The organism is Rhizobium binxianense (assembly GCF_028994275.1).
Classification (GTDB): domain Bacteria; phylum Pseudomonadota; class Alphaproteobacteria; order Rhizobiales; family Rhizobiaceae; genus Rhizobium; species Rhizobium binxianense.
Window position 1 is genome coordinate 2,082,659 of sequence record NZ_CP118713.1, and the last position, 12,510, is coordinate 2,095,168.

Genomic DNA, 12,510 nt, shown 5'->3' on the forward strand with positions numbered 1-12,510 from the left:
CCGCCAGGAAATATCGTTGCAAAATACCCGTTCTGAAATACCAGGCGGCCAAAACCAACTGTCGACAAGATGAATATGATCCCCGGCGCAGACAAGAACTGTAAGTTTTTCAGACACCGCTCCCGCGTAACGAGCATGCACTGTCTCGCCAAAGATACGTTTTTCCGTGGAGAATCATAGGCCTGCCTGAGGTATTGGCCTATGGTGCAGTTGTCGTATGTAATCTTTGGTATATGTCGCTTTAATCTTTTCCCAAGAAATTTAAGCTACCAAATGGAATATTGCCTTTGAATATATGAGGAGTATCGCCGGATGAATACGGCTGTCGCGCCCAAGGTGCAGGTTCCCGACGTAGCGGGACAGATCACCTATGCCATGCGCTCGATGGGCGTTGCGCCGATACCCCGCAATTACGAACTGTTCTACGAGGCCTACATCGGCTCCAATCCGGCGCTCACTCGGGAACTTGCAGCCCTCGGCGCTCAGGTGACGCAGGCCGAACTCGACGCGCTCGGCGCGAAATATTTCACCAACAGCCCGGTCCGCGTCTTCGACGACGCCCATTCGCGCATATCAGGCGAGCTGGATGGCCTGTTGCGGGTCCTGCGACAGGAGCAAAGCTCGCTGGAAAGCTATACAAGGCTGCTCGGCGAGACTCATAAGCGCATCACCTCCAAGAGCAATGCCAGCGTCGAATTGATCGAAAACGCCATCGAACTTTTGAGCCAGGCGACCGGCGACACCATGGCGCATGGCGAACGCACTGTCGAGGATGTTGTCCAGCGCTCGCAGGAGATGGACCAGGTCCGCAGGGAACTCGACGAATACAAGCGTATCGCCAATACCGATTCGCTGACGCGCCTTTCCAACCGCCGCGCCTTCGACGAGCGCCTCGCCGCCGTCTTCAACAATCCCGGCATGCGGCCGGTGACGGCGCTGCTGCTCGCCGACATCGACAATTTCAAGAAGATCAACGACACCTACGGCCATCCGGTCGGCGACAAGATCCTTGCCACCGTCGCCTCCGTCATCCGCAGCAACGTCCGGCGCGACGTCTTCGTCGCCCGCGCCGGTGGCGAGGAATTTGCTCTCATCATCGACGGCAATACATCAGAGGAAATCACGGCGATCGCCGAACGCATCCGCCGGACGCTGGAAACGACCCCGTTCAAGAATTCCCGCACGCGGGTGAACTACGGCCCGATTACCGTCTCGATCGGCATCTGCATGGCTTCCAGCGCCGAGGATGCAGGGGAACTCTACAGCAAGACCGACATCGCCCTTTACGGCGCTAAGAATGCCGGCCGCAACTGCACCATCCTCTATCAGGACGGCATGCAGAAGGATTTCACCAAGAGCTGGCTGATTTATAAGACATGAGGGTAATCGGTCGCAGGCAGCGAGTTTGCCTTGAGCCTGGGATCCATGCCCCTGCTGATGGACGCCGCGTGGATGCTCGGCTCAAGGCCGAGCATGCGGGGTGGCGGAAGGAGCCGATCATGGCGCAGACACTCATGTCGGGAATGCTATCCGCCAGCGAACCCGCAATGTCGGCCATCGGCTGAACTGACTTGATGAGGGAGGAGAGGTGGACGGCCACCTCTCAACATCACACCCTCTACCACATCGTCTTTGCCGCCCGCCCCGGCCATTCCCGATCATAAGTCTCCTCGTCGAAATCCCCCACCGCCGCCTTCAGCATCTGCCCCGGGGTCGGCAGTTTGGCCGGATCGGCGAAGTGTTCTCCATTCCAGAGCTCGGCCCGCATCACGGCGCGCGCGCACTGGAAATAGACCTCGTCGATCGAAATGACGACGACGGTGCGCGGATGTTTGCCGTCCATCACGAAGCTCGAAAGCAGCGCCTCGTCATCGGAGACGACGCCGCGGCCATTGATGCGCATCGTCGTGTTCGAGCCGGGGATCAGGAACATCAGCGCAAGCCTCGGATCGCGCACGATGTTGGAAAGCGAATCGACGCGGTTATTGCCGCGCCAGTCCGGCAGATGCAGCGTCTCGTCATCGACGACGCGCACCACGCCGCCGAGATCGCCGCGCGGCGAACAGTCGAGACCTTCCGGCCCGACGGTCGCCAGCGCCGCGAAGGGCGAGATCTCGATCATCTCACGATAGAGCGGCGTCAGCCGCTGCGTCACCTTGCTGACGGAGGCCGGTGACAGCCCGGCGCCATAGATCGTGTTGAGCTCTTCAATACTGCTGATGATTTTCATGAAGCGTCCCGCCGCGGCTGATATCCGGGCGGACGCTACAATGCCGCGCGCCTCGCCGGAAGCTCAAAAAGTGGAATGATCTCCGCATCTTTTTTGATGCGTTCGTCGTTGGCGTCACCCTCTTCCAGAAACGCCGTGATCGCGGCAAAGACAGGGGCAGCACTCACGATGCGCCGGTGGCCGAAGCCATTGGCCCAGAGAAGCCGCACACTCTCGCCCGCAGCAGCATAGCGCCTGGCATGGAGAGGCGGCACCTCCTTGTCGTCCTCGGCATGGATGACGAGCACCGGCCGGCCGATCGCACCCGCCGCCTCGCCGGCATTGAAATCCTCAAGTCTCCGCCCGGCGACAAGATGGACTACATTTTCCAACGCCGCTTGCGCCGCAGGGCGAAGGCCGATCATCCGGCCGAAATCGGTAAACAGCCAGCGCATCTCGCTCGGCGCGCCGATCAGTGCAAGTCTCCTGGCCGTGACGGGTGCCGCGTCGGGCAGCATGCCCGCCGCCGAGACCATCAGCGCCGCACCGCCGAAGGAATGGCCGATCGCCGCATCGAATGCGCCGAACCGCGCCTCGGCCGCCGCGATGGTTTCCACCGCAAGCCCCATATGCAGGAAGCGCCCGCCCGAGCGGCCGTGGCCGGGAAAATCGAGCGCCACGACCTCCGCCCCCGTTGCCGCCAGCATCGAAACGAGATCGGCCATATAGTCGGCGCTCGAGCCCCAGCCATGCGTCACCAGATAGCGCTTGCGCCTGCCCCTCGCCCCGCCGTTCAGCCGGGTGGCATGCGCCTTGCGCCCGCCGGCAAGCGTCAGCGTGAAGCGCTCGGCATGGGCAAGCCGGGCTGCACCCGCAGCAAGTGCGGCCTTCGCCTTCTCCCCCTTCGGCCGTGCCGATGGCGTCCGGCAGAACAGGCGGAATGCCGCCCTGCCCGCCAGTTCAGGCGAAACCGCCTGCAAAGCCGAAAATCCGAGGCGGGTGACCTTGAGCGCGAAATTTGCCATAGTGGGAATCCAAAAATCTGTTCAACACTGAACAATAAAGTACAACGATGAACAAAAATCAATCCCTTCCCTGGGATCATCCGCGTTTTCGCAGCTGGATCGCGGTGGCGCGCGCCTGCCAGCTGATGCAGCAATCGCTCGCCCGGTCGCTTGCCGATCTCGACATCAAGCCGCCGCATCTCGATATCCTGGTCAATCTTTACCGCTTCGAAGGCATCTCGCAGCAGGAGCTGGCGCGCAAGCTGCTGGTCGGCCGCTCCAATATGAGCATGCTGCTGCCGCAGATGGAAAAGCGCGGCCTGATCGAACGGCGCAGCGACGAGCGGGACAAGCGTGTGCTGCGCCTCCATCTCAGTCCCGAGGGCCGCAAGCTGACCGAGGCGGCCATGGCGATCCAGACCGACCTCATCGAACGCACGCTGTCCGAAGAGCCGATCGAACAATGCATGGCAACCGCCCAATCGATGGAGCGCCTGATTACCGTGCTGCTGAGAGATTTGCGTGACGGTTGAGACTGGAGCTATCTTCGAGGCCTGCAGCACACAAGCGGGGGTGGCGACAATGCCGGCATGGGATGACAAACTTGCAATAAACGAGCTTCTTCAGAACTGGGCGGTCTGGCGGGATGCCGGTCACTGGGAACGTTTCCAGACCGTATGGCACGACGACGCCTGGATGATGGCGACCTGGTTCCAGGGGCCGGCGACGGAGTTTATCCGTGTCAGCAGGGAGGGCTGGAACAAAAGCGTCAGCATCCTCCATTTTCTCGGAGGCAGTTCGATCGACATCAGAGCGCACCGGGCGATAGCTCAGACCAAGATGACGATCTCACAGCGGGCATCGGTTCACGGTTGCCCTTGCGACGTGGTTTGCACCGGGCGCTTCTACGATTTCCTCGAAAAGAGAAATGGCCGCTGGGCAATCGTCATCCGGCAGCCGATCTATGAGAAAGACAGGATCGATCCTCTTTCGCCCGCTGATATACCCGAGATCGACCGGGAGATGCTGCAGGCATTTCCCGAAGGATATCGGCATCTCGCCTATATACAGGAACAGATCGGCTATCGCGTAAAGCGCGACATGCCGGGTCTCAAGGGCAAGCAGGTGAAAGCTCTCTATGAGCGCGGCAATCGCTGGCTGGAAGGGCTTGCCGTTACGCCGCAGGAGTTTCTGTCTGATGCATGATCTTTTGCGACGCCGACTCTCTAATGCAGCGCCGGTCCCGCCTCTGTACCAGTCAGCGAGCGATATTCCCAAGCCGCGACGACGATCAGCACCAGCGTTGCCAGCACGCCCATCAGATAGACCTCGATGAACGGCGCGACGAAGGCAAGCAGGAGCAGCAGCACGAGACCTGCCAGATGCGAGAGCGGCAGCTGGCCGCTGGTCGCACCCTTGAACCAGAGATTGCCGAGCAGGAACAGGCCGGAACCGCCGAGCACTGCGGCGGCGATGCCGAGATCGCCCGTCTCATGCGGATGGGAGAACATGAACTCGACCGCCACCGCATGGACGATAATGCCGGCAAGGATGGGAATATGCCCATAGGTGAAGGCCTGCCGCGCCAAGCTCCCCGGCGTCTCTTCATGTTCGATGCGGTGGGCGGCGCGGCCGTGGCCGAAGCGGAAATACAGCCACCACATGGCGACCGTGCCGATGAAGGCGGTGACGAAGACGATGCTGGTCAGCCCCGAAAACGGCAGCTCCGAAAAGGTGCGGCCGGAAACGAGGATCGCTTCGCCGAGGCAGATGATGACGAAGAGCGCGCAGCGCTCGGCCATGTGCGCGCCGGAAACATCCCAGTCGCTTGGCCTCGAGCGGCCGAGCCCCGGCACGGCAAAACCCGCGGCCGGCCCGATATATTCGATTGCGAGCGCGATCACCCAGGCGATCAGCCGGGCTTCGTGCTCGAGCAGCCCGCCGGCGATCCAGAAGACGCCTGCCGCCACGAGCCAGGCGGTGATGCGGACGAAATTCAAGGTGTTGGCGCGGTCGACGCGGGTCATCGCATAGGTCGTGAACAGCGAGCGCCCGACCTGCATCGCCACGTAGGCGCCGGCAAACAGCAGCCCCTTGTCGCCGAAGGCCTCAGGAATGGAGGCCGACAGCAGCAGCCCGAGCATCATCAGCGCCACCAACATGCCGCGCACCGGCATTTTCTCAGGGTCGAGCCAGTTCGTCACCCAGGTGGTGAAGATCCACACCCACCAGACGGCGAAGGTCATCAGCGCCGCCTCGGCCGCACCCAGCGGCGTGTAGTGGGCGTCGAGCGCATGCGAAAGCTGCGAGATCGAAAAGACGAAAACAAGGTCGAAGAACAGTTCGAGGAAGCTTACCTTGCTGCCGCCAGCGCTGCCCTTGGCGCGCAGCCAGTTCTTTCCGTTCGTCTTCGCCATATGGCCCCCCGATGGCTGGAATTATGCGTCGATTGAAAATGATAGCGACGATCAGCTGACCGTCAGCGCGGCTTTTCCGCTGTGTCGCGGTTCATGCCCTTTTCCCTCAGTTCATCCTCATAGGCCGAAAACAGCTCAGCGCCCCGTTCGCCGAGTTCGCGCAGATAGGTCCAGGTGTAGATACCGGTGTCGTGCATGTCGTCGAAGCCGATGCGGACGGCATAATTGCCGGTCGGCATCATCGAGATGATCGCGACATTGCGTTTGCCCGGTACCGTCACTTTCTGCCCCGGTCCGTGGCCCTGCACCTCGGCCGAGGGCGACAGCACGCGCAGGAGTTCGGCCGACAGGTCGAAACTCTGACCGTCGTTGAAGGTCACCGCCAGCCGCTGCCGGTCTTTCGAAACGCGGAGTTCGCTCGGCCAGATATCGCTCATCATTTTGTCCTCTTCTCATGCGAGGAGTAGGCGTTGATCTTTTTCAGCGCAAGCTGAAATTGGCATGCGCGTATGGGCTGTTTCCCTTGACGCGACAATAGCATATGCCCACATTGACTGGAGTACGGAGATACAGGTGAACAGCAGAGTTGGAACGATAGGCGATGCATCGCCGCTGGCGGCGGATGCGCACCCCATGATCGACCCTTTCGGGCGGGCGGTCACCTATCTCCGCGTCTCCGTCACCGACCGCTGCGATTTCCGCTGCACCTATTGCATGGCGGAGAATATGACCTTCCTGCCGAAGAAGGATCTGTTGACGCTGGAAGAGCTCGACCGGCTCTGTTCCGCCTTCATCGCCAAGGGTGTCAGCAAGATCAGGCTGACCGGCGGCGAGCCCTTGGTGCGCAAGAACATCATGTATCTGGTGCGCCAGCTCGGCCAGAAGATCGGCTCCGGCCTCGACGAATTGACGCTGACGACCAACGGTTCGCAGCTTTCACGCCATGCCGAGGAGCTCTATGATTGCGGCGTGCGCCGGATCAACGTCTCGCTGGATACGCTCGACCCCGACAAATTCCGCAAGATCACCCGCTGGGGTGATTTTGCCAAGGTCATGGAAGGCATCGACGCGGCGCAGAAAGCCGGGCTGAAAATTAAGCTCAACGCCGTGGCGCTGAAGGATTTCAACGATGCCGAGATGCCGGAGCTTCTGCGCTTCGCCCATGGCCGCGGCATGGATTTGACCGTTATCGAAACCATGCCGATGGGCGAGATCGAAGAAGACCGCACGGATCAATACCTGCCGCTCTCCGAGCTTCGCGCCGATCTGGAGAAGCAGTTCACGCTGACTGATATCGACTACCACACCGGCGGCCCGGCGCGTTATGCCAGGGTCGAAGAAACCGGCGGCCGCCTCGGCTTCATCACGCCGATGACCCATAATTTCTGCGAAAGCTGCAACCGCGTCCGCCTCACCTGCACCGGTACGCTCTATATGTGCCTCGGCCAGAACGACGCCGCTGACCTGCGCGCGGCCCTGCGCGCCACCGAAGACGACGCCCTCCTCCACGCCGCCATCGACGAAGCCATCACCCGCAAACCCAAAGGCCACGATTTCATCATCGACCGCACGCATAACAGGCCGGCGGTGGCCAGGCATATGAGTGTTACGGGTGGGTGAGAAGCGGTCCCGCACAGCGGGAGCAATCGATCCAGTGAATCGATTGCAGCTTCGAACGCCCTGAGCCCCGCGAAGGGCCGGGATACGGTGCGGCTTGCTCCCTCTTCTCTCCCCAGCGGGGAGAAGATGCCCTTCAGGGCAGATGAGGGGGTGAGCGGCAACGCCGCGAATGCACTGAGCGTAAGCGAAGGGCAACAATGGATGGTGTGCCGTGCGGCCCCCTCATCCGACCCTGCGGGGCCACCTTCTCCCCGCTGGGGAGAAGGGGAAACCCCATCACCCAGGCTTACGCGCACAAATCGCAAACCGATCCTGCACCAACCGTTCGAGCCCACGCAGAAACGGCATCTTCCGAGCTTGCGCCCAATGGATGTCACTAAGCTTCCGGTCGACAACAATATCCGTAAAGCCCGCCTTACGCAGAAGATCGACAACCGCTTCGGCCGGCATCTCCTTGGCGAAATGCACGCGTGAGCGGATCTTCTGGTGCCGCGCCATCATTTCAGGCGACATGTGGCTCGCCGCCGGCCTGCCGGTCACCTTCGTCCAAAACTTCTGCAGGTCCTTGACCCAGGTTTCCCTGCCCATATTGCCATCGACGATCAGCACCTTGCCGCCCGGCTTCAGTACGGAAAACCATTCCTTGAAGGCAGACGCCGGGTCAACCAGCGTCCAGACGAGATGCCGGTTGGTAATGGCGTCGTAGCTGTTCTTGGGCTCCATGGTGTTTTCGGCATCGCCGGAAACGAAGCGGATATCGGTGCCGCGCTTCTTCGCCTTGGCGCGCGCCTGCGCCAGCATCGCATCCGACCAGTCGAGGCCGGTGACTGCAAAGCCGGCATCATGCATCAGATGCGAAATGACGGCCGTGCCGCAGGCGAGATCGAGGGCCGCGCGTCCCTGCCCTTCGCCGAGATGTTTTCTGATCAGCCGCTGCCAGCCTTTGCGCTCGGCTTCCGAAAAGATTTCATGGCCGACGCTTTGGTCGAAGGTCGCTGCCCTTTCCGACCAGAAGTCGCGAATTTCGTCGCGGATGGAGTAGTTCGTATTCATGGAATTCATCTTGGGCATCCCGGCTTTGGATCACTTTGGAAACGCTCTAAAACATAAAACTTGATTCACAAAGTCATATTTCATATGGCTGCGGACATTATTCAGACATCGGGGGAATTTCCAGATGAATTTCGTGAAAATGCTCGCAGTCTCCGCGGCTGCGATTGCCGCCCTCATGCCGCTTTCGGCATGGGCGCAGTCCTTCACCATCAAGGATGTGGCGGGCCGTGAAGTGACCTTCGACAAGCCGGTCGAGCGTGTGATCCTTGGGGAAGGCCGCATGCTCTACGCTGTCGCCCCGATCGAGAAGGAAGATCCCTTCGCCAAGATCGTCGGCTGGCGCAACGATCTATGGACCACCGACAAGGATGGCTTCAACGTCTATGTCGAGAAGTTTCCGAAGGGCAAGGACCTGCCCTTCCTCGGCAACCTGACCGATGGCACGCTGCAGACTGAGACCGTCGTCAAGCTGCATCCCGACGTGCTGCTGCTGCCGATCGGCAACAAGACGGCGGCCGACGAGGTGAAGCTCGAGGAGATGCTGAACGGCATCGGCGTGAAGATCGTCTATATCGATTTCCGCGAGCACATTCTCGCCAACACCGAACCGAGCCTGGAGATACTCGGCAAGCTCTTCGGCCATGAGGACCGTGCCGAAGCGGTCGCCGCCTTCTGGAAAGAGCAGATGGCACGCGTCACCGACAGGCTGAAGGCCGCCCATCCGCCCAAGCCCAACGTCTTCATGTACCGCGCCGCCGGTCTTGTGGAATGCTGCGGCACCTTCGGTCCCGATAATTTCGGCCTGATGGTCGATTGGGCCGGCGGCCACAATCTCGGCTCCGATTTCCTGCCCGGCTACACCGGCTCCATCAACGCCGAGCAGGTCGTCGCCTCCAATCCTGAGGTCATCGTCGTCACCGGTTCCAACTGGAGCCAGACCAAGAACGCCAAGGATTATGTGAATGTCGGCCCGACCGCCGCCGCGACCCTCGATGACAGCCGCAAGGTCCTGAACACGCTGATGGAAAACCCGGCCTTCACCGGCTCCAAGGCAGTTGCCGGCGGCAATGTCCACGCGATCTGGCACCAGTTCTACACCAGCCCCTACCAGTTCGTCGCCGTCCAGCAGCTGGCCAAATGGTTCCACCCGAACCTCTTTGCCGATCTGGATCCCGATGCCACCTTCAAGGAATTCCACGAGAAATTCCTGCCGGTCGGCTATCAGCCGGGTTACTGGGTCGACGCCAAGGCCGGTCAGTAATCGGGATGGCCGAGATCGCCACACGATCGATCGAAGTGGAAGCCGGGAGAGAGCGCTACCGCGCGCTTGCCCGGCGCAAGCTTCTGATCCTGTTTGCCATGACGGCAGCGCTTTGTCTGTCCTTCGCCGTCGATCTCGCCTGGGGGCCGGCCCGCTATAATCTCGGCGAGGTCGTCTCCGCCCTCCTCGACCCCTCCTCCGTTTCGGATCAGATCCGCGCCGTCGTCTGGGGCATCCGCATGCCTGTCGCCGTGATGGCGATCGTCGTCGGCGCCTCGCTCTCCGTTGCCGGCGCGCAGATGCAGACGATTCTCGCCAATCCGCTCGCCAGCCCCTTCACGCTCGGCATTTCGGCGGCGGCAAGCTTCGGCGCGGCGCTGGCGATCGTCACCAGCGTTCCGCTTCTGCCTGTCGCGGCCGGGCTGCTGGTGCCGGTCAACGCCTTCGTCATGGCGCTGATCGCCACCCTCTTCATCCATTTCATCTCGCAGGCCCGCGGCGTCTCGGTGCAGACAGTGGTGCTGCTCGGCATTGCCCTGGTCTTCACCTTCAATGCGGCTCTCGCCTTCCTGCAATATCTGGCCTCCGAACAGGCGCTGTCGGCCGTGGTCTTCTGGACGATGGGCAGCCTCACCAAGGCCACCTGGACGAAGATCTGGGTGACGCTTGCCGTTCTGCTGGCAGCACTGCCGCTCTTTGCCCGCAATGCCTGGGCGCTGACCGCGATCCGCCTCGGCGAAGACAAGGCCGCCAGCTTCGGCGTCAATGTCCGCCGCATCCGGCTGGAGACCATGCTCGTCGTCTCGCTGCTTGCCGCCGTCCCCGTCAGCTTCGTCGGCACGATCGGCTTCGTCGGTCTCGTCGGGCCGCATATCGCGCGCATGATCCTCGGCGAGGATCAGCGTTTCTTCTTGCCGGGTTCGATCCTGTCCGGCGCGCTGCTGCTGTCGCTGACCTCGATTGCCTCGAAATCGATCATCCCCGGCGTCGTCTTTCCGATCGGCATCATCACCGCGCTGGTCGGCGTACCCTTCTTCTTCTCGCTCATCCTCTCGAACAGGAGCCGGTCATGGTAGAGCTTCAGTTGCAGTCGGTCGGCGCCTATCATGGCCGCAAGCTCTTCGTCGAAGACGTGACGACACCTGTCATGACCTCAGGTGAGGTCGTGGCGGTGATCGGTCCGAACGCCGCCGGCAAGTCGACGCTTTTCAAGCGCATCACCGGCCTGCTCAAGGGGCCGGGCCATGTCGTCGTCGAAGGCTCGAAGACGAAAAACGCCATCAGCTACATGCCGCAGGATATCTCGGCCAATGCGGTGCTGACGGTCTACGAATCCATCCTGCTCGCCCGCAAGCAGGGCCAGTCCTGGGCCGTCGGCGACAGCGACCTGCGATTCATCGACCAGATCATGGCAGCGCTCGATATCACGGCCATTGCCTTCCGCGATCTCGGCGCGCTGTCCGGCGGCCAGCGCCAGCTCGTCTCGATCGCCCAGGCGCTGGTCCGCGAGCCGGAGATCATGCTGATGGACGAACCCACAAGCGCGCTCGACCTGCACCGCCAGGTCGAGGTTCTCGATTTTATGCGCCGCCAGGCCCGCGCCAAGGGCATGCTCGTCCTCATCGCCATCCACGACCTCAACCAGGCGCTCCGCTTCGCCGACAAAGTCCTCGTCATCGCCAACGGCCGCATGCGCGCCTGCGGCACCCCAAGGGACGTCGTCACCGCCGAGATGCTGCGGGAAATCTACAGGGTCGAGGCGCGGGTGGAGAAATGCTCGATGGACCATGATCACGTGATTGTGGATGGAACGGCGCATTGAGGTTGGCAGGGCCAACGTGAAAGAAGCGTATCTTGAAGCGCCATGCCCAAGAGAACCTTATCCTGAGGTACCGACACCCGAGAGAGCCTCATCCTGAAGTGCGCAGCCCAGATGGCGGAGCCTCGAAGGACGAGGCGGGGGCTCCACCCTGCCCCGTCAGTCGATCAATCGCTGCGCGGTAAACTTGTCCGTAACCAGCATGTCGATGACCCCCACGCGGAGCGCGCCGGCGATGGCTTCGGTCTTTTTGGATCCGCCGGCAAGCGCAATAACCCGGTCCACCCGTTCGAGATCCTCAAGCGGAAGGCCTATGACCCGGTCATCCAGGGGTGTCTTGACCGGCTTGCCGTTTTTATCGAAGAAGCGAAGCGAGATATCACCGACGGCTCCCGCTTCCGCGAGATCGGACAGTTCGCGAGATGAAAAGATGTTGCCGGAGCGTGCCAGAAGTTCGGACGGTTCGACGGCGCCGATTCCGACGATCGCAAGCGTTATGCTGCCGAACAGGTCCATCGTCTCGCGGACGAACGGGTCGGCCTGCATCAGAAGTTTTGCCTCTCTGGACGACGTAACGCCTTGCACAGGCAGCAGCTTCGGCTCGGCGCCAGTCAACCGCGCAAGTCGCGTGGTCAGCTGCGTCGCATGCGTCTGCACGGAAGGATCGCCCATGCCGCCAAGGGTCTGGACGACGTATTTCACCTGAGCGCTCTTCTGAGGATGAATGTTCTCGACCATCTTGAAAATGGTCTGGCTCCAGCTCGAAACGCCGATGATCTCCCCTGGCGCAAGCGTCACCTCCAGGAGATGAGCCGCGGCCTCTCCGATACGGGCCATGATGGCTCCGTCCCGATCTTCCGTGCACTCGACGACGATCGCCTCCGGCAGATCGTATTTCTCGCGAAGCGCGCCCTCGAGCTCGCTGTAGGTGCCGACGGGAGGGATCACGCTGGTTCGCACGATATCTTCAGCCTCGGCACGCTTGAGCATGCGCGACACCGTCGCCTGCGACAGGCGAAGATGCTGGGCGATATCCGCCTGTCGCCGTCCCTCCATATGGTACATCTGGGCGACCCTTGAAATGAGGCGGAGTTCGTTGAGGCGAGTCATCGCTAATCCCAGAGTGA

13 protein-coding genes are annotated in these 12,510 nt (G+C 61.5%); 7 read left to right on the top strand and 6 right to left on the bottom strand.

The window, feature by feature from the left end; translation table 11 throughout:
• Positions 1 to 312: 312 nt before the first annotated feature.
• Positions 313 to 1,380, top strand: a complete 1,068-nt coding sequence (locus tag PO860_RS10370; protein WP_273883818.1) for a GGDEF domain-containing protein — start codon at positions 313 to 315, stop codon at positions 1,378 to 1,380.
• Positions 1,381 to 1,618: 238 nt separating this feature from the next.
• Here the strand turns inward: PO860_RS10370 and PO860_RS10375 are convergent, their stop codons facing one another.
• Positions 1,619 to 2,230 carry a pyridoxamine 5'-phosphate oxidase family protein gene (locus PO860_RS10375; protein WP_183607111.1) on the bottom strand — a complete coding sequence of 204 codons (612 nt, stop codon included), beginning with the start codon at positions 2,228 to 2,230 and terminating at the stop codon, positions 1,619 to 1,621.
• Between the two features lie 35 nt (positions 2,231 to 2,265).
• The gene (locus PO860_RS10380; protein ID WP_272782440.1) at positions 2,266 to 3,234 is read right to left on the bottom strand and encodes an alpha/beta hydrolase; all 969 of its coding nucleotides are present in this window, start codon (positions 3,232 to 3,234) and stop codon (positions 2,266 to 2,268) included.
• Between the two features lie 47 nt (positions 3,235 to 3,281).
• Here PO860_RS10380 and PO860_RS10385 point away from each other — a divergent pair, with 47 nt between their 5' ends.
• Both PO860_RS10385 and PO860_RS10390 read left to right on the top strand, forming a co-directional pair.
• On the top strand, positions 3,282 to 3,746 hold the full coding sequence (locus tag PO860_RS10385; protein WP_273883819.1) for a MarR family winged helix-turn-helix transcriptional regulator: 465 nt from the start codon (positions 3,282 to 3,284) through the stop codon (positions 3,744 to 3,746).
• 49 nt (positions 3,747 to 3,795) lie between these two features.
• Positions 3,796 to 4,419 (top strand): nuclear transport factor 2 family protein, encoded by a 624-nt coding sequence (locus PO860_RS10390; RefSeq protein WP_273883820.1) that lies wholly within the window; start codon positions 3,796 to 3,798, stop codon positions 4,417 to 4,419.
• 20 nt (positions 4,420 to 4,439) lie between these two features.
• Here PO860_RS10390 and PO860_RS10395 read toward each other — a convergent pair whose 3' ends face one another.
• On the bottom strand, positions 4,440 to 5,630 hold the full coding sequence (locus tag PO860_RS10395; protein WP_275038298.1) for a low temperature requirement protein A: 1,191 nt from the start codon (positions 5,628 to 5,630) through the stop codon (positions 4,440 to 4,442).
• 62 nt (positions 5,631 to 5,692) lie between these two features.
• Positions 5,693 to 6,067, bottom strand: coding sequence for a gamma-butyrobetaine hydroxylase family protein (locus PO860_RS10400; RefSeq protein WP_097619646.1), 375 nt, complete (start codon positions 6,065 to 6,067; stop codon positions 5,693 to 5,695).
• A 136-nt stretch (positions 6,068 to 6,203) separates the two neighbouring features.
• On the opposite strand from PO860_RS10400, the gene moaA reads away from it, so the two are divergent.
• Positions 6,204 to 7,250 (top strand): GTP 3',8-cyclase MoaA, encoded by a 1,047-nt coding sequence (gene moaA, locus PO860_RS10405; RefSeq protein ID WP_183607107.1) that lies wholly within the window; start codon positions 6,204 to 6,206, stop codon positions 7,248 to 7,250.
• Positions 7,251 to 7,526: 276 nt separating this feature from the next.
• On the opposite strand, the gene PO860_RS10410 is transcribed toward moaA, so the two are convergent.
• Positions 7,527 to 8,312 (bottom strand): class I SAM-dependent methyltransferase, encoded by a 786-nt coding sequence (locus PO860_RS10410; protein WP_273883822.1) that lies wholly within the window; start codon positions 8,310 to 8,312, stop codon positions 7,527 to 7,529.
• A gap of 115 nt (positions 8,313 to 8,427) precedes the next feature.
• Here PO860_RS10410 and PO860_RS10415 point away from each other — a divergent pair, with 115 nt between their 5' ends.
• Genes PO860_RS10415 through PO860_RS10425 form a run of 3 tightly spaced genes read left to right on the top strand, consistent with a single transcriptional unit; the run spans position 8,428 to position 11,386 of the window.
• Positions 8,428 to 9,564, top strand: a complete 1,137-nt coding sequence (locus PO860_RS10415; protein WP_272782434.1) for an ABC transporter substrate-binding protein — start codon at positions 8,428 to 8,430, stop codon at positions 9,562 to 9,564.
• Positions 9,565 to 9,569: 5 nt separating this feature from the next.
• Entirely contained in the window at positions 9,570 to 10,640 is a 1,071-nt protein-coding gene (locus PO860_RS10420; RefSeq protein ID WP_272782433.1) for a FecCD family ABC transporter permease, read from the top strand.
• The gene (locus PO860_RS10425; protein WP_272782432.1) at positions 10,634 to 11,386 is read left to right on the top strand and encodes an ABC transporter ATP-binding protein; all 753 of its coding nucleotides are present in this window, start codon (positions 10,634 to 10,636) and stop codon (positions 11,384 to 11,386) included. Before PO860_RS10420 ends, PO860_RS10425 begins: the two co-directional genes overlap by 7 nt.
• A gap of 156 nt (positions 11,387 to 11,542) precedes the next feature.
• Here the strand turns inward: PO860_RS10425 and PO860_RS10430 are convergent, their stop codons facing one another.
• Positions 11,543 to 12,493 carry a sugar-binding transcriptional regulator gene (locus PO860_RS10430; protein WP_183607102.1) on the bottom strand — a complete coding sequence of 317 codons (951 nt, stop codon included), beginning with the start codon at positions 12,491 to 12,493 and terminating at the stop codon, positions 11,543 to 11,545.
• Between the last annotated feature and the right edge of the window lie 17 nt (positions 12,494 to 12,510).